Here is a 23,673-nt window from a genome sequence, read left to right on the forward strand (position 1 = left end):
GCTCCCCCCTCGTGACGCGTCCCGCCGCCCGTGGGCGTCCCCACCCGAGGACGTCCGCGCGCGCAGGCGCTACCCGTTCAGACCAGCAACGCTTCCCTTGCCGATCCCCTCACCGGATCCCGTACCGAAAGGCCCTGTCGTGTCCGACCTGTTGCGCGCCCCCGCCGAGCTCAAGTACGCCGAGGAACTCGACTGGCTGGAGTCGATCGACGACAACCCCAAGCCGTTCTCCTGGCGCCTGTCCCCGAAGATGGTGCGCCTGTTCATCCTGGGTTCCGAGCGCGCCGACGGCCTGGACCGGGAGATCTCGCAGAAGTGGTTCGGCGACCGCAGCTTCGTCGAGCGCTCCATCGTCACGCTGGCCTCGGACCGCGGGCTGCTGCTGATCGGCGACCCCGGCACCGGCAAGAGCTGGCTGGCCGAGCTGCTGTCCGCCGCGATCTGCCGCAACTCCACGCTGGTCGTGCAGGGCACGGCCGGCACCACCGAGGACCACATCAAGTACTCCTGGAACGTGTCCATGGTCATCGCCAAGGGCCAGTCGCGGGAGTCGATGATCCCCTCGCCGATCATGACCGCGATGGAGGCCGGCTCCATCGGCCGCTTCGAGGAGCTCACCCGCTCCACCAGCGACGTCCAGGACGCGCTGATCTCCATCCTGTCGGAGAAGTACATCTCCGTTCCGGAGCTGGACAGCGACAACATCGTCTTCGCCAAGCCCGGCTTCTCGATCATCGCCACCGCCAACAGCCGGGACCGGGGCGTCAACGACCTGTCGTCCGCGCTCAAGCGCCGCTTCAACTTCGTCCGCATCCCGGTGGTGACCAACAAGAAGAGCGAGGCGGAGATCGTCCGCTTCCGCACCGAGGAGCTGCTGCGCCGCCACCGGATAGAGCTGGACGTGCCGCCGACGCTGCTCGACGTGCTGCTCCAGAGCTTCGCCGACCTGCGCGCCTCGGCCGCGGCGGCCGGCAGCGACGACGAGAAGCTGGAGTCCGCGCTGTCCACCGCCGAGCAGATCGGCGTGCTGGAGGACGCGATCCTGCACAGCAACTTCTTCGGCGAGCGCGCCCTGACCGCCCGCACCCTGGCCTCCTCGCTCGTCGGGTCGCTGACCCGGCGCGAGCCCGAGGACCTGGCCATCCTCAACAAGTACCTGCACGGCGTCGTCGAGCCGCGCAGCAAGGAGGAGGGCGGGTCCTGGCCGGAGTTCCTGGAGGGCGGCCGCGACGCGATCGCCACCCTGTCATGAGCGGCGCCCCCGAAGGGACCTTCACGGCGCTGCGCACCCAGTTGCACGAGGCCGCGGCGGCCTTCGCCGACGGCCCCGGCGCCCTGGAGGGCATCCTGCTCGGCATCGTCGACGACGTCGACCGCGCGGTGCGCGAGCCGCTGGAGATCTTCCCCGTCTGCCACCACTCGCCGGCGTCCGCGCTGGCGATGGCGCGCCGCCTGCGGGAGAAGCAGCCGAAGGTGGTGTACCTGGAGCTGTGCGAGGACATGGCCCCGCTGCTGACCGAGCTGCGCAACTGCCGTCTGCCGGTGGCGGTGCAGGCGTTCGCGACCGAGGTCGAGGGCTTCCCCGCCGAGTGGTCGCCGCTGTCGGTGGTCGCGCCGATCACCGAGGCGTCGGCCGAGTACCAGGCGATCGCCTACGCGCTGGACACCCCGGGTGTGGAGCTGGTCCTCGTCGACCGCTCCTCGGACCACGTCTTCCAGTGGGACGCGCGCGGGACGCGGGACGAGCCCGCCGACCCGGACGCGCCGCCCGCCGAGGAGGAGGCGGCGCTGCACGGCGACGCGGTCGGCGTGGAGATCGGCGACCTGCGGCCGCGCTTCGCCGAGCTGGAGGAGCACCTGCTGCGCCACGGCCGGGTGCGGCACTGGTCGGAGTGGTGGCACCAGTACGTCGAACTGCCGCTCGGCGACAGCGACCACGACACCTACCGCCAGGTCATGCTGCTGATCGGCAGCCTCTTCCGGCGCCTGGCGCCCGGCGACCCGCACCGGGTGCGGGTGGACGAGGAGCGGGAGCGCCACATGTGGACCAGGATGCGCGAGCACCTGGCCGCGACCGGCACCGATCCCGCGGACTGCCTCTACGTGTGCGGCGCCTTCCACGCGGCCAGCCGGGTCGCGGAGTTCGGCGTCCACGGCAGCGACACCCACCGGATCGCCCCGCGCACCGCCACCAAGTGGCAGCACGGCCTGATCCCGTCCAGCCACGCGGCGATCGAGGCGCAGTTCGGCCTCGCCGCGGGCTCGGTGTCGATCGCCGCGACGGTGTGGGCGAAGAACCTCAAACGCACCCGGGTGGAGCCGTACCGGCTGGCGGGCCAGGCGGGCGCGAAGAAGGCGAGGCCGAAGAAGTCCGCGGCCGCGGCGGCCCCCCAGGCGCCGGTTCCGCCCTCCGACCGGCTCACCGGCTTCCTGCGGCGGCCGCCCGTGCTCGACCGTCTCGACGAGGCGGAGCTGCTCGGGTGGTCGGTGGAGATCGTGCGCGCCGCGCGCCGCAACGGCTACCTCGCCTCCACCGCCGACGCCATCGCGGTGTTCGAGACGTCGATCCTGCTGGCCGGGATGCGCGACCGGGCCAAGCCCACGCCGTACGACTTCCAGGACGCCGCGGTCACCTGCATCGAGAAGGACGCCGTGCCCGGGCGGCGCGACGTGCGCCGCCTCGTGGAGATCATGATGGGCGGCGACCGGATCGGCCAGGTCGGCTACGACGCGCTGCCGCCGCTGGCCCGCGACGTGCACGACCGGCTCGCGCTGCTGAACCTCAAGCTCCAGCAGCGCGGTGTGCAGCGGGCGCTGCTCGACATCGCCTCGCGGCCGGAGCTGGAGCGGTGCTCCGACGTGCTGTGGATGCTGCGGTACCTGATGCCGCAGGGCGCCGCGCGGCCCATCATGGGTGAGCGCAGGCTCGGTGAGCGCCCGATCCAGGAGTCCTGGGACGTGGCGCTGGGCACCCACCAGCGGGCGCTCATCGAGCTCGGCTACGAGGGCGTCAGCATCGAGCAGGTGCTGGAGCAGCGGCTGCGCCGCACGGCGTACGGCCCGCGGGCCACCGCGGCGACCGTCCTGGAGACCGTCGAGGACGCGACGCTGTACCTGCGCAGCCGCCGCCTCGCCGACGAGCTGGGCACCAGGGCCCTGGAGGTGCTGTCGGCCGAGCGCAGCGTGGACGGCGCGCCGGAGGTGCTGCGCCGGGTGCGGCGGCTGCTGGCGTACTACCGCACCAGCGAGCCGGTGCTGCCGCCGTGGATCGAGTCCTTCGTCAAGACCGGCTACGCGCACTACTGCACCCTGCTGCCGACGGCGTTCACCGACGACGACGCCACCGTCCGGCAGGTGGCGGCGATGCTGGGGTTCCTGTTCAGCATGGAGAGCCTGGCGCTGTCGCTGGGCTGCGACAGGACCCAGTTGGAGCTGGCGGTCGCCCAGTCGCACCCGCAGGACCCGTCGAAGACGGCGCTGCTGTGGGCGGCGCAGGTGCAGCTCGGCACCCTCTCCCGCGCCGACCTGCGGGCGCGGTGCGACGAGCTGCTGGGCAACCCGCTGGTGGTGCCCGCCTACCCGCGCTACCTCAGCGGCTTCGTGCACGCCCTGGAGCCCGTCCCCGGCCTCACCGACTTCGTGGTGGAGGCGGTGTCGAACGCCTTCGGGCGGCTGCCGGACCCGGTGCTGCTGCCGTGGCTGCCGACCCTGATCACCTCCCTGCGGTCGGAGGGTGCCGAGCTGGCGCCGCTGCTGATCCGCGAGGCGGGGCGGATCTTCCCCGGGCGGCTCGCGGAGCTGGACCAGTGGGTGCCGCCGTGGCTGGCGCAGCCGGAGCCGGCGGCCGCGCGTCCGGCGCGGCGCGCGGGCGGCGGTGGCGTGCTGCTGACCGCCCACCCCGGGACGTGCGACGCGGTGGCGGGGCTGCTGGGCTGCGACGGGGCGTGGGAGACGGCGGAGCCCGGCCCGGCGGGCGCGGCCCTGGCCGGTCTCCACCCCGACACGGCGGTGGCGCTGGAGCGGCTGCTGTCCGGGGTGTGACCCCGGCGGGGGCCCGGTCTCCGGGTCCCCGCCGGACCCCTCGGGGCCCGCGCCGCGGCGGCGCTCAGGCGAGGCAGGTGAGGGGGCGGCCGCCGTTGTAGGCGACCATGTCGGTGAGGGCGGCGGCGACGTCGATGGGCCGGCCGGGCGGGCCGCCGTCCAGCTCGGCGTAGGCCCGGTGCAGGTTGCCGACGATGCGCTCCCGGTCGAGCAGGTCGTGGTACTCGCCCAGGTCGAGCTCGCGGGCGGTCTCCAGCGGCGTGAGCCCGGCGTCGCGGCCGGCGAGCGCGGCGGCCTGCACGAACCGCAGGTAGCCGAGCACGTCGTCGATGAGCTCCGGCCCGGTCACGGCGCCGTGCCCGGGGACGACGGTCTCCGCTCCCAGCGGCCTGACCACCTCCTCCAGGACCCGGATCGCGCCGGCCACCGAGCCCTGCACGAGGAACGGGGTGCCGCCGTTGAACAGCAGGTCGCCGCTGAAGAGCACCTTGCGCTCCGGCAGCCAGACGAGCGAGTCGTTCGTGGTGTGGGCGGGCATGCCGACGTGGCGCACGTCGGCGCGCAGCTCGTCCACCCACACGGTCACCGCGTCGGTGTAGGTGAGGAACGGCGGTTCGAGGACGACGTCGCCCCAGTCGGCCTCGGTCCAGAACGGCGCCGACCTCGGGGCTCCCCAGTCGAGGATGCCCGCCCGGGTGGCCTCGTGCCCGACGATCGTGGCGCCGCGGAACAGGTGGTTGCCGAAGGTGTGGTCGCCGTGGTGGTGGGTGTTGATCAGCGTCCGCACCGGCTGCGGCGTGACCGCGGCGATCGCGTCCAGATAGGCGCGGGTGCGGCGGACCGTCGAGCAGGAGTCCACGCTGACCACCCCGCGCCCGCCGACGAGGAACCCGGTGTTGTTGATCCACCAGCTCCCGTCGGGCTGGATGTAGGCGAAGACCCCGTCACCGACCTCCTCGACGCGGGGCGGGCCGGGCGTGGTCACGTCGTGCTGGACGCTGCTCACTGCGGGCTCCTGTCGTACGGGGCGGGCGGGGACTCGCCGCGGGGCGCATCGGCACCCTCGATCGTCGCGCAGGCGTCCGGTCCCCGCACTCACAATCGGCCAACCCGAGCCCCCGCGCCCCGGCGCGGCGCGCCCGTCCGGGAAGACCGCCCCTCCGCGGGAGGCGGCGGTCTCTCCGTCGCCCCGCGGCGATCACCCCGCCCCTGGAGTGCCGAATCTTTCGAAGAAGTTTCGGAAACAAAGTCCTGCACAACGCATTGACGCTGCCCCCGCCGGGCGACAGCATTCCTGCTTACGCGGCCGGGAGCGCTCCGAACTGGCATCGCAACTCGCACGGTGACACGAAAGAAGGGGACCGTACGTGCCCAGCACCCGATCCACCACCCGGCGCGCCCGCGCTCTCGCGGCGCTGGCAGGCGCCGCCCTGCTCATCCCCCTCGGCGTGGCCTCCACCGCCCACGCCGACACCGCAAACGCCGACGCCGCCCACGCCGACACCGTCCGCAAGGCGGGCAAGGGCGGCAAGCACAAGCCGGTCGCGCTGCGCGACCTGGCCCGGGCCAAGGGCAAGTTCATCGGCGCGGCCGTGGCCACCGGCCCGCTGGAGAGCGAGGCGAGCTACCGGGCCGTCGCCGCCCGGGAATTCAACAGCGTCACCCCCGAGAACGAGATGAAGTGGGAGACCATCGAGCCGTCCCGCGGCCAGTTCGTGTACGGCCCGGGCGACGCCGTGGTCGACTTCGCCGCCTCCGCCCGGCAGCGCGTCCACGGGCACACCCTGGTGTGGCACAGCCAGCTCCCGAGCTGGGTGGGCGACGTCCCCGCGGACGAGCTGCACTCGGTGATGACCGGCCACATCACCAACGTGATGAAGCACTACCGGGGCGAGGTGCAGACCTGGGACGTGGTCAACGAGGTGTTCAACGAGGACGGCACCCTGCGCTCGACCGTCTTCCTGGACAAGCTCGGCGAGGGCTACATCGCCGACGCCTTCCGCGCCGCCCGCGCCGCCGACCCGAAGGCGAAGCTGTTCATCAACGACTACAACGTCGAGGGCGTCAACGACAAGAGCACCGCGATGTACAACCTGGTCCGCGACCTGCGGGCCAAGGGCGTGCCCATCGACGGCGTGGGCCTCCAGGCGCACCTGGTGCTCGGCGAGGTGCCCAGCACCCTGCGGCAGAACATCCAGCGGTTCGCCGCCCTCGGCGTGGACGTGCGGATCACCGAGCTCGACGTGCGCCTGCCCACCCCCGCGGACGCCACCGAGCTGGCCCAGCAGGCGAGCGACTACCACCAGGTGGTCAGCGCCTGCGTGGCCGTCTCCCGCTGCCGCGGCGTGACCACCTGGGGCGTCACCGACAAGCACTCCTGGGTCCCGGGCTGGTTCGAGGGCTACGGCGACGCGCTGATCTTCGACGCCGACTACCGGCCCAAGCCCGCCTACCGGGCCGTCGCCGCCGCCTACCGCCGCTGACGGACCGCCCCACCGACGGGCCCCGACCCCGGCCCCGTCCGCCGGCCTCGCCGCCGCCAGCCCGGCGCGAGGCCGGCGGACGGCCCGCGGCGGGGCCTCCGGCACGGGCCGCCGCCAGGCCGTGACTCCGCCAGCCGTGACGCCGTCAGGCCGAAGGGCCTTCCGGGGTCCGGGTGCCGGACCTGGCCGGGTGTCCGCCCATGCGGGCGCTCATCCCGGCCGGGCCGGCGGTGAACAGCACCTGGAGCCGCTGCTCCGCGGGGTCGAGGGGCCCCTCGCGCTCCCAGGCGGCGGTCGTCCCCCTCCGGCATCCGGCCTCCTGCGGGTGCGGGACGGGAGCCGCCGCGCGGGCACGGGCCGGGGCGCTCGGCGCCGCGGGCGGCGGGGCGGCGGCCGGTCGCCGCTCAGCGCCCGGGAAGCAGCCGTGTCTCGGCGGCGGGCAGGCCCTTGGCCCACCAGTGGTCGTAGCGGCGATAGGCCCCGGGGTCGCGGCCGGCGAGGAGGGCGGCAAGCCCCTCCGCCTCCGCGGCCAGCCCCTCCCAGGCGGCGTCCGGGAGGGGCTGGAAGGCGGTGGCCTCCACTCCCCCGTCGACGGCGCGCCAGACGCCCGCCACATGGCCGTCGACCAGCAGCGTGGGCAGCACGTCGCCGTTCACGCGGATCACGTGCCCGCGGTGCTCGGGCGGGATGACCCGGCCGCGGTCGGCGTAGGCCAGCAGGACGCTGTCCCACATCGCCATCAGCCTGGGCGGCGCCGGGGTGTCCTCGGCGGGCCTGGGCGCGCCGGGGACGTCGTACAGCACCGCGCCGTCGGGGCCCTCCAGTTGCTCGAGCTCGCCGGCGAGCGCCTGCACCGCCGCGCGCACCCGGCCCCGCTGGGCCAGCGAGAACTGCGCGATGTCCGGCACCGACGCCGGTCCGAAGCCCGCCAGGTAGCGGCGGACCAGGATCCGCAGCGCGTCGTCGGCGGCTTCCGGGTCCGCGAGCACCGGACGGGCGCTCGCCGCCACGTACGACTGCCGGGTGCCGAACGACCAGGGCCCTCCGGTGGGCGCGTGCCACAGCGGCGCGTACTGGCGCAGCATCCGCCAGGCCGCGGGCGGCAGCGGCGCGCCGAGCAGCTCCTCGGCCGCGACCTGCATCTCGGCCGCGGTCCGCGGCCGGTCGGCGTGCTTGAGCAGACGGGGGACGAGCGCGTCGGCGTCGGCGGCGGTGAGCCCGGACGCCCTGAAGCGCGGGTCGCCGAGCCGGGAGCCGCGCACCGTCGGCTCCACGGCCTCGCGGAACGCCCGGTAGTCCGCGGCGTGGACCGCGTGCAGGGTGATCCGCATCAGCGTCCCCTTGACCACGCGGAAGTCCGCGAGGGCCGTGTCGAGGCCGGCCGGGTCGAATCCGTCCAGCCGGTTCCACAGCGCGAGGTACGGCGACGCGGGCTGCTGCGCCTGCACGGCGACCACCCGCCGCACCGCGTCGGCGGCGTCCAGCCGCTCACGGCCGAGCAGCAGTTGGCGGGCGAGTGTGGCGCGGTTGAGCGCACGCGCGGTGATCCTCATGGCTGCGATTCTCCCCCGCGCCGGCGGCCCGCCGGCCGAGGCGGGGGCACGGCGGCGGCCGACGGCGAATCCGGGGGTCCACACGGGGTCCGTCCGGCACCCCGCGGAGGCCGCCGGTGTCGGTGCCTGCCCCTAGCATCCCCCGAATGAAAGCTGCGGATCGCGAACAGGAACTGCGGGACCGCCCCGGCGACCTCGCCTCATGGCTCTCCTACGGCGACTGGCTGCTGGCGCGGGGTGACGCCAGAGGCGAGCTCATCCGGCTGGAGCAGCGCCGGGCACGGGTCGGTCCCGCCGGGCGCGAGGCCCTGGAGCGTGAGATCGCCGCGCTGGTGCGGGAGCACCGGCCCGACTGGGAGGCGGAGCTGCCGCCCGGGGTGACCGCCCTGGCACGCCGGTACGGGTTCGCCACGAAGGTCGCCGTCGCCTGGTCCGACGACGCGCCCGCGCTGATCAAGAAGGCCCTCGAGGGGCCCTTCGTGACCGCGCTGCGGATCGGGCCCGTCACCGGCGAGGACGACGACGAGGACGAGGACGACTGGGAGGAGGACGACGACGGCGTGCCCGTCCCGCCGCCCGTCAGGGCCGGCGCGCTCGCCGCGCTCGACCTGAGCCGGATCGTCGAGCTGGACCTGTCCTACCTCCGCATCGGCGACCCCGGCGCCATGGCCCTCGGGGCCTCGCCTACGGTCGGGCGGATCCGGACGCTCGACCTGCGCTACTGCGGCATCGGCGACCCCGGCCTGGCGGTCCTCGCGGCGTCCCCCCACCTCCGCGCCGTCCGGTGCCTGCGCCTCCAGCACAACGCGCTCACCGGCCTGGCCATGCTCTCCCTGGGGCGTTTCGAGGAGCTGACCGAGCTCGACCTGCGTTACAACCGGATCGGCGAGGAGGGGGTGGACGCCCTGCTCGCGGCACCGTTCGCCGACTCGCTCGGGCGACTGCTGCTGTACCGCGACGACGTCGGTGAAGCAGGCGCGCGAAAACTGGCCCACGCCCCCCACCTCCCGCCCGCGCTGCGCAGCCTTTGGAGGAGTGCATGAGCACCGAGCTCCGCGACCGTTTCTTCGCCCTCTCGGCCGGCCGGGCCCCCGCCGAGGAGGTCGAGCGGTATCTGGCCGAGGTCGACGCCACCGACGCCGAACCCGCGGCGACCCTCGACGGGCTCGCGGTCTGCTGGCACCCCACCGTGCGGTACAAGGCGGTGCGCTTCGTCGAGGCCGAGCGCATCGACGCCGGCGTGCGCGAGCTGTTCGCCCGGCCCAGCGAGGACGCGCCGCACCTGGCCGCCGTCTTCGTCGATCCGCGCGAGCTGTCGTTCCGCACGTTCGAGAACATCCTTCCGCTCGACCGCCTGTTCGCGGGGGACAGGCTGGAACTCGAGCTCGCCGATCCGGTGGAGCTCGCCGGGGACGCGTACACGTTCTCCCTGCGGCTCCCGGACGGCGCCCGCGCCCGGCTCGAGCGCCTCGACGCGCTGGACCTCTACGTCCCGCCGCTCAACGCCGCCTCGCGCGGCGGCGACCGCTTCATCTTCCACTCGGCGCTGCTCGCCGAGGCGCTCACCGAGGCGGTGGCCAAGGCGCTGCCGCAGCCGCTGCTGGAGGGCTTCTCGCATGTGAACCCGGTGTTCCGCTGCAACAGGTTCGAGCCGGGCGACGGCAACTTCCACCGCCACCGCGACACCCCCTACTACGACGCCGCGCGCCGGCACGTCTCCCGGTACACGGTCCTGCTCTACCTCACCGGCGGCTCGGGCGCCCCCGCCCTCGACCTCACCGGCGGCCCCGCGCTGACCGAGATCGAGCCCTTCACCTGCGTGATCTTCGATCAGCGGTACGAGCACGAGGGCGCCCCCTACCGGGACGGCCGCAAGGTCTTCCTGCGCACCGAGCTCATCTTCACCTTCGCCGAGTCCGAGGTCACGCACGACCCGGAGATCGGCGCGCTGTTCGGCAAGGCGTGCTACCTCACCGGCGAGAGCGTCTTCGCGCCCGAGCTCGCCCGCCACGCCGACGCCTGCTACAACCGGGTCGCCGCGGCCCACTGGGACGGCCTCGCCCCGGGGCCCGCCCGCGAGCCCTTCGTCCACAAGCGGTTCCGCGGGGTGGACTTCGTCGCGAACGGCCACGACTTCTGGTTCCCCAGGAGCGAGGCGCTCTCGCTGGCCGAGTGCGCGGCGATCACCCTGCTCGACCACTTCAACTGCAAGCTCGGCGACACCCCGTTCCGCGCCCTGTGCGACTCGGCCGTGATCGAGGCCGAGGACACCGCCTGGATCCCCGCCTTCCTCGCGGCCAGGGGCGGCGAGTCGGCCCTCGCGCCGTTCGACAAGTCCGTTCTCTTCCCCGATCCGGAGAAGCCGAACAGCGCGTGCTGCCCGTTCCACGACTCGGGCCGGTTCGACCCCACGCGCCACGACGAGATCGTCGACCTCTACACGCGGGCCCAGACCTTCGCCAAGGCGCACATCATGCCCGCGCCGATCCTGATGCTCGGCGAGGACGTGGTGCTGGACCCGGAGAAGTTCCTGGTCCGGGGCAACCTCATCCACGTCCTCGGCAAGGAGTCGCTGGCGCCGGTGAACTTCGCCGCCTGCTGGAACTTCGGCGGCACCCCCGAGAACTACCTCGACGTCGCGGCCACCGTCGACGCGGCCCACTTCCTCGTCCCGCCGATCGTCTTCACCGAGTCCGCCGACTGCCGCCACCTCCGGTTCGACTTCTTCCGCAACTCGTGGATGGTCAGGCACCGGCAGTCGACCGTCCCCGTGCCGATGATCGGCGACTTCGATCCGGGGTACGCGGAGGACGTCGGCGAGGCCCCCTGGCTGGACGCCGTCGATCCCTCCCTGGTCGCCGGCGGGTCAGGGAAGCGCGAGACGGACCTGTGGTGGGCCGACGACTCCCCGCTGATCGACGAGCTCTACGACTCCCTCGGCGGAGTGGACGAGGAGGACGAGGAGGACGAGGGCTGAGCGGCGGGCCCGTCGGCGGCGGTGCGGCGGGGGCGGCCCCACCGGCCGAGTACGCGCCGCCGACGGGCCGTTCGCGTCGCCGTACCTAGGCGTGAAAGCGCTTCCATGGGAGCATGGCCGGGGCCCCCTTGGGACGGAGGAGCGGTTCATGCGGAAGCGAATGTCATGGGCATGGCAAAGGCCTCTGGTCGTCGCCGCCTCGTTGGCGCTCCTGGTGGCCGGCGCGGCCCCGGCCGCTTCGACCGCGGCCGGGAAGCCGCCGGCCGCGGGCGGCGAAGTGGCGGCGGCCAAGACGGTGTACATCCCCGCCCGCTGGACGCAGACCGGCGAGGTACCCTGGCGCCAGGAGCGGACCAGGGAGTCGGCCAACTTCGTCCTGCTGTGGGGTGAGCGCTCCGGCACCGACCCGCTGAACGCGCCCGCGGAGTACCGCTTCGACCCGGCGAACATCCTCGGCCAACTGGAGAGCCTGTACTCGTTCTACGTGAACGACATGCGGTTCACACCCGAGACCGGCATGCTGGCCCAGCACAAGATCATCGTGATCGTCACCCGCACCTGGAACCGCACGGAGCTGGACGGCTGGGCGAACGCCGGTTCCGTGGACGGCCGGGTCGGCGTCATCAACGTCGCCCCCGGCGCGGCCCAGCCCGGGTCGTGGGGACTGGCCCACGAACTGGCCCACGTCTTCCAGTTCTACACCTACCTGGGCAAGGGCAGCGGCGTCGGCCTCACCGACCCCTCGGCGGGCACCTTCTACGAGACCAGCGCCGAGTTCATGACCATGCAGGTCTACCCGGGCGGCGGCGCAGGCGACCTGACCCGGTTCCTGCGCACCGAGAACCTGGCCTACTCCTCCAGCCGCCACCACTACGGCAACTGGATGCTGGTGCAGTACCTCGTCGACAAGTACGGCGGGATGAGGACGTTCACCGACATCTGGAACCAGGCGCGCAGCAACGAGCACCCGCTGGAGGTCTACCGGCGCGTCAACAACCTCACCCAGGCGCAGCTCAACACCAGGATCGGCGAGTACGCCCAGCGCCAGGTCACCTACGACTACTCCAACCGCGCCACCGTCCTGCCGTTCATCCGCAACGTCTACGGCGCGGGCTTCGTCAACGCCTACAACGGCGTCCCGGTGAACGCCGTCAACCAGGCGGCGGGCCACTACGCCATCCCCAACGCCCTCGCCCCGTCCGACTACGGCTACAACAAGATCAGGCTGGTGCCGAGCAGCGACGGCGCCCTGGTCCGGCTGCGCTTCAAGGGCCATGTCAACGCGGCCGCCGGGTCCGGCTGGACGTACGGGTTCGTGGCGCTGCGCAACGGCGTGCCGCGGTACGGCCCGCTGTCCAGCGGCGCCGACGGCGAGATCGGCTTCCAGTTGCAGCCCGGCGAGACCGAGGTCTACCTGACGGTCACCGGCACCCCGAGCACCGTGCACCACTACGGGTACAACGACGGCTTCCCGAAGAACTACCGCTACCCGTACGAGTTCACGGTCAGCGGCGCCACGCCGTACGGGCACGAGCCCGGCCACCAGAAGCCGGCCGCGACCGGCGGCGGGCACTGGCACCCCAACGGCGGCGGCTGGGTCGACAACCGCGCCAATGTCGCGGCGAGCGTCCACGTCGGCCCGCGCGCGGCCGTCCTCGGCAACTCGACGCTCACCGGGAACGTCCGCGTCGAGGGCCTGGCCTGGGTGAACTCCGGCGCCACCCTCCGCGACAACGTGGTGGTGCGGGACAACGCGATCGTCCAGGGCGGGGCGAACCTGTCCGGGAACGTGGTGGTCGGCGGTGACGCGGAGCTGTGGATCACCTGCTCCTCCGGCACGTACCTGATGTTCAACCCCGACCGCGGCTGCGACGGCCGGGGCGGCGAGACCGACATCAACCCGCCGACCCGCGCGTTCGGCGACGCGGAGGTGGCGCTCAGCCGGTAGCCGCGGGGCGCCGCGAGGACGCGCCGGGCCGCGGGGTCCCGGCCGCGTGGTGGGCGAGCGCGGCGTGCGGGTCGGCCGCGCCCGGGTCGGGGGCGGGATCGGCGTGGACCAGGGCGGCGGTCAGGCGGGGGACGGCGTGCAGCAGGGCGTGCTCGGCGTCCACGGCCACCTGGTGGGCCTGCCGCACGGTCAGCCGCCCGTCCACGACGACGGCGACCTCCGCGCGCAGCCGGTGCCCTATCCACCGCAGCCGCAGCTCCCCCACCGCCCGCACCCGCGGCACGGCCAGCAGCGCCCGCTCGGCGGCGTCCACCAGCGCGGGGTCCACGGCGTCCATCACCCGGTGGAACACCTCCCGCGCCGCGTCCCGCAGCACCAGCAGGATCGCCGCGGTGATGGCGAGCCCCACCACCGGGTCGGCCGGGCGCCAGCCCAGGGCGGCGCCGCCCGCGCCCAGCAGGACGGCCAGGGAGGTGAAGCCGTCGGCGCGGGCGTGCAGGCCGTCGGCGACCAGGGCCGCGGAGCCGATCCTGCGTCCGGTGCGGATGCGGTAGCGGGCCACCCACTCGTTGCCGGCGAACCCGATCACCGCGGCCGCGGCCACCGCGGGCAGCCAGTCCACCTCGCGCGGGTTCAGCAGCCGGTCCACCGCCGCCCACGCGGTGAACGCGGCGGAGGCGGCGATGGTCAGCACGATCGCGATCCCGGCCAGGTCCTCCGCCCGCCCGTAGCCGTAGGTGAACCGGCGGTTGGCCGCCCGCCGCCCCAGCACGAACGCCACCCCGAGCGGCAGCGCGGTCAGCGCGTCCCCCGCGTTGTGCACGGTGTCCCCCAGCAGCGCCACCGACCCCGAGAGCACCACGACCACCGCCTGGGCCGCCGCGGTGAGCCCCAGCACCGCGAGCGAGACCCACAGCGCCCGCATCCCCTCGGCCGAGGACTCCAGCGCCCGGTCCACCTTGTCGGCCGAGCGGTGCGAGTGGGGCTTGAGCAGATGCGCGGCCCGGTGGCGCAGCCGCGCCCACCGGCCTCGGGGCGCGTGGTGGTGAGCGTGGTGGTCGGTGTGCCCGTGCGGGCGTGCGGTCCCCTCCATGGGGCTTACGGTGGCACGGAAAACCCATTGCGGCTACAGCGCTCATACCGCCGCTGACCAGGTGCGACGCCTTTGCAACCGCACCGGGGGCGCGACCGCGCCCGGCCCGGGCCCCGAGGTGCTCGGGACCCGGGCCGGGCGGAGTGCCGCTACGCGTGTGCCCCTCGTGGGGGGGGCGGCCGCTCCCGTGGGCGTCAGCCGAGGACGGGGGCGAGCTCGATCCGGTCGATGTTCGGCGCCCACGCCGCGGCGTTGCCGAACGTGATGGTGTTGGAGCCGCGGGCGAGGTCGACCGGGACGGCGAGCGTCCAGTAGTCGTCCCAGCTCCAGGTGTTCTTGAAGGTCACCCGCCGGGTGGTGCCGCCCGCGGTGATGTCGGCGGTGCGGGAGACGATGTCGGTGTTGTAGGCGTGGCCGTTGTCCCGCCGGTCGTTGTGGGCGTAGTGGACGACCAGCAGGTGGCGGCCGGCGCGCGGGGCGTCCACGGTGAAGGCGGCCTTGCTGTCGGCGCCGTTGCCGAGCCAGCCGATGTAGCTGCCGCCCGACGCGTGGGGGCTGTCCACCAGCCGCGCCCCGCCGGTGAGCGCGGCCTGCGCGCCCTCGTAGGAGCGGGCGCCTGAGGCGGAGCCGGAGCCGGTCACGTCCAGGCCGCGCAGGGCGGTGCCGGGGTCGGCGGTGGCCGTGACGCGGTTGTTGCCCGCGGCCAGGTACAGCCGCAGGGCCCGGTTCGGGGCCGCGGTCGCGCTCTGCCCGTGCGCGGACAGCCGCACGGCCGCGGAGGCCCTGGAGGTCACCGTGTAGTAGCCGTCGCGCGGGGCGTACACGTCGAAGACGGCCTTCCCCCCGCCGCCGAGGACCAGGGCGCCGGTGCCGGTGCCGGAGGAGTCGCGGTAGTCGTAGGACGCGCTGCCGGAGACCTCGGCGAGCGTGGCCTCGTACGTGGTGGACGGGGTGGTGTGCGCGGTGAGGTCGATGCGGTCCAGGCTGGCCTCGCCGGTGTCCCTGGCCAGGGTGAGGGTGTGGCTGCCCGCGGTCAGCTCGACGGTGAGCTCCTTGCGGCCGCGGTAGGTCCAGTTCTCGGTGGACGGGTAGGTGACGGTGGCGACGGCGGCGCCGTCCACGGACAGCCGCTGGGTGGAGGGCGCGCCGGACTGGTTGCCGTAGAGGACCGACAGGTCGTAGGCGCCGCTGCGGGGCACGGTGACGGAGAAGTCGACCCTGCTGGCGGCCGTGTTGAGGGAGCCGACGTCCTTGGTGCCGGAGGCGGCGTAGCCGTTGGCGTTGGCCACGGTGCCGTGGGTGTTGACCTGCCCGCCGGTGATGCGCGCGGCCTCGGCCTCGTAGGAGGCGCTCCACGGCACCTGCGCCGCGGCGGGGGTGCCGCCGCCGGCCGGGGTGAGCACGATCCGGTAGGCGGACATGTTCCGCAGGCCCTTCAGGGGCACGGATACGCTGCCATCCGCGGCGACCGCCGCCCGGCCGCGGGACAGCACGCGGGGCGCGGGGTGGGCGCCCTCGTAGCCGGACCACTCCGCTTCGGCGACGGTCACGTTCACCGCGCCGCCGAAGACCCCGCGGTCCACGCCGCGCACCAGGACGTCGGTGTCGCCGGAGGAGCCGCCGAGCAGCACCTGGGCTTGGCGGCGGCCGCGGTCGAGCGAGGCGAGGCCCTGGAGGGTGTCCACGGTGTCGGGCTGCGGCGGCGTCACCTTGACGGTCTGCCCGGTCATCCCGGCGTACCAGCGGAAGAACCACCAGCTTCCGTTGGGGATGTTGGTGCGCACCACGTTGCCGCTGAGGTTGCCCGCGGCGTCCCAGTACGCCTGGTTGGCGTAGACCTTGTTCCGCTCGAACATCGACACCCACTGCACGAGCTGGCCGGGCACGGACAGGTCGCGGCGGTTGGCGTACTCGTCGATGTTCACCGGGAGCGGGGAGATGCCCAGGCTGCGCTCCAGGGCGCGGTAGTGCTCGTAGTTGCCCTGGAAGGCGCGCAGCGAGTCGGGGCTCAGCTCGTGCCAGGTCATCACGTCGGGCAGGACGCCGTTCGCCTTGGTCCAGGTGAGGAACTCGGGCAGGAAGCGGCGGTCGTAGTACGCCTCGTTGGGCCCGGCGATGCGGGCGTCGGGGTCCTGGGCGCGGATGCGCTGGTGGACGGTCTTCCAGTCGCGCAGGAAGCGGTCGCGGCCGGCCTCGTACTTCGCCTGGTCGGAGCTGTTGAGCCCGTACCAGATCCAGTCGGGCTCGTTGAACGGGACGTAGACGAAGCGGTCGCTGTTCGGGGCGCCGCTCACGTCCCGGGCGATCCGGTCGACCTTGGTGAGGTAGTCCTCGATGCCGAGGTCCTCGTAGGGCCACTTGGCGTAGATGTCCTGCATCATCACGTAGACGTCGCCGCCGCCGTTGCGGAAGAAGGACTTCGAGACGGTGATCGCGTCGCCGTTGGGGTGCTGGGCGCCGCCCTCGGGCTTCTGGGAGACGCTGGTGAGCTTCAGCGGCTCCAGCGCGGCGTCGCTGGGCACGCCGTCGTCGCTGAGGCCGTACAGGGCTCCGTTGGCGCCGCGCATGACCGCGCCCTCGGGGGCGGCGAGGTCGACGGTGAGCCGCTGGGGGGCGGCCGCGGCGGGCTGGGCGGTCAGGGACACGCCGGTCATGGTGGAGGCCGCGAGCAGCAGGCCGACCAGGGCGGCTCTGGCTCGCGGTCGCCTTCTGCCGGGCAGGCGGGCGGGACGGGTACTCGTGGGCATGGCGAAACCTTTCGGCTACTTGACGGCTCCACTGGTGATTCCGGACACGATCTTTCGCTGGGCCAGCACGAACACGGCGACCATGGGCAGGCTCATCACCACGACGTAGGCGAAGACCAGGTGCCAGTTGTGCAGGTAGAGCTGGGCGCCGGCGACTTGGAACAGGTTGAGCGGGAGGGTGGCCCGCTCCCCTCCGCCGAGGACGAAGAAGGCGTAGAAGACGTCGCTCCAGGCGTAGAGCATCACCATGATCGTCGCGGTGGCGATGACCGGCCGGAGCAGCGGCAGGATGATGCGGAAGAACACCACCGGCGGTCTCGCCCCGTCCACACGGGCCGCCTCCTCCAGCTCAAGCGGGATGGTGCGGATGAACCCGGTGATGAAGAAGATCGAGGTGGACAGGTACATCCCGGTGTAGACGGCGATCATCCCCGGCCGGGTGCCCGCCAGGCCCAACTGCCGCAGCTCCATCACGATGGTGATGACGGCGGGCGGCAGCAGCAGCCCGCTGATGCACACCGCGTACGCCGCGGTGACCACCCTGGACTTGCGGCGGGCGAAGACCCACGCGGCGCCCGCGCCCAGGACCAGCACGAGCACCACCGAGGGCACCACCACGAGCAGGGAGTTGAGGAAGCCGCGCAGCATCTCGCCGTCGCCGACGGCGTCCGCGTAGTTGTCCGCCGGCTGCCAGTGCCGCGGCGGGTCCAGGTTGGGGCGGACCGCCTCGGCCTGCGGTTTGGCGGAGGTGACGAGCGTCAGCCACAGCGGGACGCCGACGGCGGCCAGGGCCAGCAGCACCACCAGCGCCGGGCGGCCGAGGCGCCACAGCGGCGGGGTGCGCCGCGCCGATGCGGTGCTCACAGCGTCTGCTCCCTTCGGCGCAGCCCGACGACCAGGGGTATCGCCACCGCGACCACCACCAGGAACAGCACCAGGCTCATCGCGGAGGCCTGGGCGTACAGGCCCTGGCCGAAGACCCGGAACATGTAGATGTTGAAGACCTCGGTGGAGGCCGCGGGCCCGCCGCCGGTGGTGGCCTGGACGATGTCGAAGGTGTTCATCGAGCCGATCAGCGCGGTGGTGACGTTGAAGGTGACCGCGGGCGCCAGCATCGGCCAGCGCACCGAGCGGAAGGTCCGCCAGGGGCCGGCCCCGTCCATCCGGGCGGCCTCCAGCATGTCGCGGGGGATGCCCTTGAGGCCGGCGAGGTAGACCAGCATTGCCAGGCCCATCCACTTCCAGCCGTGGATCACCGTGACCACCACCAACGTCCAGGTGGTCGAGCCCAGCCAGGGCACGTCCGCGCCGAGCGCGGAGTTGACGGCGCCGTCCTGGTCGAGCAGGGCCTGGAAGAGGTAGCCGGTGGCCAGCGCCGAGATCAGCACGGGCAGGAAGAACACGGCGCGGAAGAAGCGGTTGAAGCGGGTGTCGGCCTCCAGCAGCAGGGCCAGGCCGAGTCCGAAGGCGTTCTGGAACAGCGCGGCCAGCGCGGCGTACAGCACGGTGGTGCGGATGGCCCGCAGCAGCGAGCCGTCCTCGGCGACGGTCCGGAAGTTGTCCAGGCCGGTGAACGTCACGTCCGCGCGGTAGGCGGACCAGTCGGTGAACGGGTAGTAGAAGTTCAGCAGGTTCGGCAGCAGGAAGAAGGCCGCGAAGACGGCGATCGCGGGGAGCGCGAACCACCAGGGGTGGTGGACGGCGGCGCGCGGCGGCTTCCCCGGTGCCCTTCGCGGGCCCCGGCCGGTCCGCGGGGCCTGCCGCGGCTGGCGCGCGTGCGTGGGTACGGCTGTGTCGGCCATGGGATCCCCCGGGTGGCGGTTACTGGAAACCGGGCGCGCCCTGGGCCTTGGCCACCTGCGCGAACTGGTCCTGGATGGCCTGGGCGACCTGCTCGGGGGTCTTCTTGCCGTACATCATCTCGGCGAGGTACAGGTGCGTGTCGGGGGCGACGATCGCCTTGGCCTGGAACACCCCGTTGGCCTTCGGCAGCGCCGCCACCTGCGCCTTCGCGGTCTGCGGCAGCCCGTCGGGGGTGGGCACCGAGGGCTGCACCGACGGGATCTTCATCGTCTTGATGTACTCGGGGTAGTCCGGGCCGAGCCAGAAGGCCAGGAACTGGCGGGCGGCGTCCTGCCGCCTGGTGTCACCGGTCCTGAAGGCGACCACGCCGTTGGTCTGGTCGGGCGAGTACATGCCGGTGGCCGAGGAGTTGGAGATCGGGAACCAGCCGATCCGCCGGTCGATCTCGGCGGTGGAGTGCTTGGCCTGGAGCTGGGTCTGGAAGGAGGTGACGTTGAGGACCATGCCCGCCTCCCCCTGCCACAGCGCGTCGGCCTGGCCGGTGAAGGTGCCGGTGCGGTGGTTGTCCTGGGTGAGCCCGGCGTCGAGCACCCGCTCCTTGTACTTCTTGATCGCGCCCACCACGACCGGGTCGGTCCACTTCTCCTCGTTCCGGTTCAGCCGCTCCCACCAGTCGGGGCCGAGGTCGGTGAGCTGCACCTGCATCTGCCACTGGAGGGGCCACTTGTCGCCGCCGGCCTCGTGGAAGCCGGCCGCGTCGGTGCGCTCCTCGACCCTGCGGGCGAGCCGCAGCAGCTCGTCGTAGGAGGCGGGGAAGTCCTTCTCGGTGATACCGGCCCGCGCGAAGACGTCCTTGTTGTAGTAGACGCCGAGCATGGCGGGGCTGGTGACGACGGCCGCGTACCGCTTGCCGCCGATGACCCCGAGGGAGCGCTCGGTGTCCCCCAGCTTCGCCTCCCAGGGCTCGCCGTCCAGGACCAGCAGGTTCCGCTCGGGCTGGACGAACGGCAGCGTGGAGATGGACGGCTGCCAGAACATCAGGTCGGGGCGGTCGCCCGAGGCGAGCTTGGTGGGCACGTTCTGCTCGTACAGGTCGGGGATGGCCTGCACCTCGATCTTGGCGCCGGTGGCCTTCTCGAAGGCGTCGACGACCTGCTTCGGCGCGTTCACCGTGTTCTGCGCCGTCCACATGGTCAGCTTCACGCCGTCGAGCCGGGCGGTGGGATCGACCGCCTTCCTGCTCTCCGCGCCGCCGTCGCCGGACGTGCCCGCCGTGGGGTCACTGCACGCGGTGGCCGTCAGGGCCGCGGCGCACACCAGCGCCACCGCGGGGAGGGTCCTGCTCTTCAACGCTCTCATGGGTTCCTCGCCTTACTGCGTGGGGGCCGTGGGCGGTGGCGGGGCGACGCTCGGAGTTCAGGGGCGGGACGGGCGGGGTGCGCCCGGCGGCGGGCCCGAGCTCTCGCGCAGCACCAGCTCCGGCACGGAGACCGGGTGCGGGGCCACCGGGGCGGACTCCTCCAGCGCCTTGTGCAGCAGGCCGAACGCGGCCCGGCCCAGGCCGGTGAAGTCCAGGCGCACGGTGGTCAGGGACGGCGTGAGGTACGCGGAGTGCGGGGCGTCGTCGAACCCGGCCACGCTCACCTCGCCGGGGATCGCCCGGCCCGCCTCGTGCAGGGCCCGCATCACGCCGAGCGCGAGGTCGTCGTTGCCGCACAGGATCGCGGTGACACCCCTGTCCTCGGCCAGGCGCCGGCCCGCCGTGTAGCCGCCCGCCGGGCCCCAGTCCCCCTGCACGGGGACGGGTTCCGGCGCGCCGGCCTCGCGCAGGGCCTGCCGCCAGCCGGCGGTGCGGGCGCTGGTGCGCCGGGTGCTGGAGGGGATGGCGACGTAGTGCACGGTGGTGTGGCCGGTCGCCAGCAGGTGCCGGGTGGCCTCGTAGGCGGCCCGGCGGTCGTCGGCCCACACCCAGGGCCGGTCACCGCCGGGCGGGTCGGCGGGGGTCTCCACCACGCCGACGACCGGCAGCGCCCCGTCGAGGGCCGCGAGCGCCCGCACACCCGCCGGGTCGTAGGCGATCACGATCGCCCCGCCGCCCGCGTCGGCCGCGCGCTGCGCCCCGGCGGCGACGGCGGTCTCGCCCGCCGACTCCAGCACGGTGATCCCGACGCCGTAGGCGGCGGCGCGCGCGGCCTCCTCGATGCCCTGGAGGATCGACGCGTAGCCGTAGTGCGTGGTGTTGGCGGTGAGGACCGTCACGATCCGGTTCCGCCCGCTGGCCAGGGCGAGCGCGGTGGCGCTGCGCCGGAAGCCCAGGTCGTCGATGGCGGCGAGCACCTTCTCCCGGGTGCTCTGCCGGACGCTGGGATGGCCGTTGATCACCCGGGAGACGGTCTGGTGGGAGACGCCCGCGGCGGCGGCCACGTCCCGGATGCTCACGGACCGCCTTGTGTGACCGGTCACATTCATGCCAGGATTGTGACCGGTCACACAGGGGCCGTCAAGAGACCGTAACGGCCCGTTCATCCGGGCCGAACCGGCCTGCGGTACGAGGGAGCTGGGGGCAGCGCATTGACCGAGACGGCGGATCCGGCACACACCCCGGCGGACACCGGCCGGGAGGAGACCTCCGTGTGGGGGCACTCGGCGCTGCGGGCCGAGTTCGCCACGGGGCCCGACGACGCGCCCCGGCTCGTCCGGCTGGCCGGGCCCGGCGACCCGCCGCCGCCCGCCGACCCGCGGGCGCCGCTGCCGCTCGTCGAGCTCACCGCGCTCGGCCACGGCAGCGGCTGGTCGGGGCCCCGCTTCACCGGCACGGCGCTGGGCTCGCGGCTGCGGCTGCGCTCCCGGGCCGCCCGGCGGGACGGCGCCTGGCACCGGCTGACCCTCGACCTGCACGACGCCGGCACCGGGCTCACCGCGTCCGTCGAGCTGTCCTCCCCCGACGGGGTGCCGGTGCTGCGCTCCCGGGTCCGCCTGCGCAACGAGGGAGCCGCGCCCCTGGTCGTCCAATCCGTCAGCAGCCTGCTGCTGGGCGGCCTGCCCGCCCCCGACGCGCTCACCGTGCACCGGGCCCGCAACGACTGGCTGGCCGAGTGCCGCTGGTACGCCGAGCCGCTGCGCGCCTGCCTCGCCGACGTCAACGCCGCCGCCCACGAGCACGACAGCCGGGCCGCCGTGGCCCTCGCCGGGCGCGGGAGCTGGCCCACCGACGGCCATCTGCCGATGGGCGCCCTCACCGAGGAGGGCGGCGGCCGGGCGTGGCTGTGGCAGATCGAGTCGCCCGCGGGCTGGCGCTGGGACACCGGGGAACGCGCCCGCGGCACGTACCTGGCGCTGAACGGCCCCACCGACGCGGAGCACCAGTGGAGCCGGCGGCTCGCGCCCGGCGAGGAGTTCACCACCGTGCCGGTGGCGCTGGCGCTGGGCTCCGGCCTCGAGGACGCGCTGGCCGCCCTGACCGCGTACCGGCGCGCCGCGCGCCGCCCGCACCCGGACCACACCGCGCTGCCCGTCGTCTTCAACGACTACATGAACACCCTGATGGGCGACCCGACGACGGCCAAGCTGCTGCCGCTGATCGACGCGGCCGCCGACGCGGGCGCGGAGTACTTCTGCATCGACTCCGGCTGGTACGACGACGACCGGCGGGGCTGGTGGGAGAGCGTCGGGGAGTGGCTGCCCTCGCGGCGGCGCTTCCCCGGCGGCATCCGGGAGGTCCTGGACCGGATCAGGGAGCGCGGCATGGTGCCGGGGCTGTGGCTGGAGCCGGAGGTCGTCGGCGTCCGCAGCCCGATCGCCCGGACGCTGCCACCTGAGGCGTTCTTCCAGCGGGACGGGGTGCGCGTCACCGAGCAGGGCCGCCACCAGCTCGACCTGCGGCACCCCGCGGCCCGCGCGCACCTCGACGGGACGGTGGACCGGATCGTCGGCGAGTGGGGCGTGGGCTACCTGAAGCTGGACTACAACATCACCGTGGCCCCGGGGACGCAGGCGCCGGGCGACACCTCGCCGGGCGACGGGCTGCTGGGCCACGCCCGCGCCTGGCTGGACTGGCTCTCCGCCGTCCTGGACCGCCACCCGGGCCTGGTGGTGGAGAACTGCGCCTCCGGGGGGATGCGCATGGACGGCGCGTCGCTGGCCGTGGCCCAGCTCCAGTCGACCAGCGACCAGCAGGACCCGCTGCGCTACCCGCCGATCGCCGCGGCCGCGCCGACCGCGGTGCCGCCGGAGCAGGGCGCGGTGTGGGCGTACCCGCAGCCGGAGTTCGGCGACGACGAGATCGCGTTCACCCTCGGCGGCGCGCTGCTCGGCCGCATCCACCTCTCCGGCCGCCTCGACCGCATGTCGCCGGGGCAGTTGGCGCTGGTGCGGGACGCGGTGGGGACGTACCGGGCGATCCGCGGCGACCTGGCGCGGGCCGTGCCGTTCTGGCCGCTGGGCCTGCCCGGCTGGACCGACGACTGGCTGGCGCTCGGGCTGCGCGTCCCCGGCGGCGCCTCGTACGTCTCGGTGTGGCGCAGGGGCGGCCACGCCTCCCGGGCCGCCCTGCCGATGCCGCACCTGGCCCACGCGCGGGGCCTCGCGGCGACGGTCCTCCACCCCGCCGCCCCCGCGGGCACCGCCGCCTGGGACCCGGCCCTGGCCGCCCTGCTCGTCACCCTCCCCCGCACCCCGGCGGCCGTGCTGGTGCGCCTGGCGCCGGAGGGCTGAGGGGCGTCCGCCGCGACGAGGTGCTCAGCAGGCGGGGTTGGTCCGGGTGAGCAGGCCGAGGCGATGGGGAAGCTGGGAGCAGTCGCCTTCGGCGGAGGGGTCGATGCCCTGGTGGAGGAACCGGAGCCGGCAGGGGTTGATGGTCATGGTCTGGTCGGGCTCCTCGCCGCGGAACACCACGGCGGACGGCCACCGCCACCGGCCGGATCCCCACCGCCGCGGCACCGGCGGCGGCCCGCCCGGACCGCGCACCAGGGGAGCCGGATCCCGCTGCGCGCCCGGGCCGGCACCCGCCCCGGGCGCCGGCCGCCGGGC

The 23,673-nt window shown here is 73.8% G+C and carries 16 protein-coding genes; 7 read left to right on the top strand and 9 right to left on the bottom strand.

What is annotated here, in order from left to right; all coding sequences use genetic code 11:
* Positions 1–139 precede the first annotated feature (139 nt).
* The gene (locus ACYVO2_RS15295; RefSeq protein ID WP_461008334.1) at positions 140–1,252 is read left to right on the top strand and encodes an ATP-binding protein; all 1,113 of its coding nucleotides are present in this window, start codon (positions 140–142) and stop codon (positions 1,250–1,252) included.
* A complete protein-coding gene (locus tag ACYVO2_RS15300) occupies positions 1,249–4,041 on the top strand; it encodes a DUF5682 family protein (protein ID WP_461008335.1) in 2,793 nt (930 codons plus the stop codon). The genes ACYVO2_RS15295 and ACYVO2_RS15300 overlap by 4 nt, the downstream gene beginning before the upstream one ends.
* A 64-nt stretch (positions 4,042–4,105) precedes the next feature.
* Here ACYVO2_RS15300 and ACYVO2_RS15305 read toward each other — a convergent pair whose 3' ends face one another.
* Entirely contained in the window at positions 4,106–5,047 is a 942-nt protein-coding gene (locus ACYVO2_RS15305) for an MBL fold metallo-hydrolase (protein ID WP_461008336.1), read from the bottom strand.
* A 361-nt stretch (positions 5,048–5,408) separates the two neighbouring features.
* On the opposite strand from ACYVO2_RS15305, the gene ACYVO2_RS15310 reads away from it, so the two are divergent.
* Entirely contained in the window at positions 5,409–6,524 is a 1,116-nt protein-coding gene (locus tag ACYVO2_RS15310; protein WP_461008337.1) for an endo-1,4-beta-xylanase, read from the top strand.
* 404 nt (positions 6,525–6,928) lie between these two features.
* Here the strand turns inward: ACYVO2_RS15310 and ACYVO2_RS15315 are convergent, their stop codons facing one another.
* A complete protein-coding gene (locus tag ACYVO2_RS15315; protein ID WP_461008338.1) occupies positions 6,929–8,077 on the bottom strand; it encodes a winged helix DNA-binding domain-containing protein in 1,149 nt (382 codons plus the stop codon).
* A 146-nt stretch (positions 8,078–8,223) separates the two neighbouring features.
* Here ACYVO2_RS15315 and ACYVO2_RS15320 point away from each other — a divergent pair, with 146 nt between their 5' ends.
* The 3 genes from ACYVO2_RS15320 to ACYVO2_RS15330 all read left to right on the top strand — a co-directional run bounded on the left by ACYVO2_RS15320 (position 8,224) and on the right by ACYVO2_RS15330 (position 13,002).
* Entirely contained in the window at positions 8,224–9,120 is an 897-nt protein-coding gene (locus ACYVO2_RS15320; RefSeq protein WP_461008339.1) for a hypothetical protein, read from the top strand.
* Positions 9,117–11,054: a hypothetical protein gene (locus ACYVO2_RS15325; RefSeq protein WP_461008340.1), complete on the top strand. Its 1,938-nt coding sequence runs from the start codon at positions 9,117–9,119 to the stop codon at positions 11,052–11,054. Before ACYVO2_RS15320 ends, ACYVO2_RS15325 begins: the two co-directional genes overlap by 4 nt.
* Before the next feature lie 148 nt (positions 11,055–11,202).
* Positions 11,203–13,002 carry a DUF6055 domain-containing protein gene (locus tag ACYVO2_RS15330; RefSeq protein WP_461008341.1) on the top strand — a complete coding sequence of 600 codons (1,800 nt, stop codon included), beginning with the start codon at positions 11,203–11,205 and terminating at the stop codon, positions 13,000–13,002.
* On the opposite strand, the gene ACYVO2_RS15335 is transcribed toward ACYVO2_RS15330, so the two are convergent.
* From ACYVO2_RS15335 to ACYVO2_RS15360, 6 genes are all read right to left on the bottom strand, one after another.
* Positions 12,992–14,095 carry a cation diffusion facilitator family transporter gene (locus tag ACYVO2_RS15335; RefSeq protein WP_461008342.1) on the bottom strand — a complete coding sequence of 368 codons (1,104 nt, stop codon included), beginning with the start codon at positions 14,093–14,095 and terminating at the stop codon, positions 12,992–12,994. The genes ACYVO2_RS15330 and ACYVO2_RS15335 overlap by 11 nt on opposite strands.
* Positions 14,096–14,289: 194 nt before the next feature.
* Positions 14,290–16,749, bottom strand: a complete 2,460-nt coding sequence (locus tag ACYVO2_RS15340; protein WP_461008410.1) for a CBM35 domain-containing protein — start codon at positions 16,747–16,749, stop codon at positions 14,290–14,292.
* A gap of 108 nt (positions 16,750–16,857) precedes the next feature.
* Positions 16,858–17,706 (bottom strand): carbohydrate ABC transporter permease, encoded by an 849-nt coding sequence (locus ACYVO2_RS15345; protein ID WP_461008343.1) that lies wholly within the window; start codon positions 17,704–17,706, stop codon positions 16,858–16,860.
* Positions 17,703–18,644 carry a carbohydrate ABC transporter permease gene (locus tag ACYVO2_RS15350; protein ID WP_461008344.1) on the bottom strand — a complete coding sequence of 314 codons (942 nt, stop codon included), beginning with the start codon at positions 18,642–18,644 and terminating at the stop codon, positions 17,703–17,705. Before ACYVO2_RS15350 ends, ACYVO2_RS15345 begins: the two co-directional genes overlap by 4 nt.
* Positions 18,645–18,663: 19 nt before the next feature.
* Positions 18,664–19,995: an ABC transporter substrate-binding protein gene (locus tag ACYVO2_RS15355; protein WP_461008411.1), complete on the bottom strand. Its 1,332-nt coding sequence runs from the start codon at positions 19,993–19,995 to the stop codon at positions 18,664–18,666.
* 66 nt (positions 19,996–20,061) lie between these two features.
* On the bottom strand, positions 20,062–21,114 hold the full coding sequence (locus ACYVO2_RS15360) for a LacI family DNA-binding transcriptional regulator (protein ID WP_461008345.1): 1,053 nt from the start codon (positions 21,112–21,114) through the stop codon (positions 20,062–20,064).
* A 102-nt stretch (positions 21,115–21,216) separates the two neighbouring features.
* On the opposite strand from ACYVO2_RS15360, the gene ACYVO2_RS15365 reads away from it, so the two are divergent.
* The gene (locus ACYVO2_RS15365) at positions 21,217–23,358 is read left to right on the top strand and encodes a glycoside hydrolase family 36 protein (RefSeq protein ID WP_461008346.1); all 2,142 of its coding nucleotides are present in this window, start codon (positions 21,217–21,219) and stop codon (positions 23,356–23,358) included.
* Positions 23,359–23,382: 24 nt separating this feature from the next.
* Here ACYVO2_RS15365 and ACYVO2_RS15370 read toward each other — a convergent pair whose 3' ends face one another.
* On the bottom strand, positions 23,383–23,505 hold the full coding sequence (locus ACYVO2_RS15370) for a hypothetical protein (protein WP_461008347.1): 123 nt from the start codon (positions 23,503–23,505) through the stop codon (positions 23,383–23,385).
* Between the last annotated feature and the right edge of the window lie 168 nt (positions 23,506–23,673).

Source organism: Streptomyces capparidis, assembly GCF_054782095.1.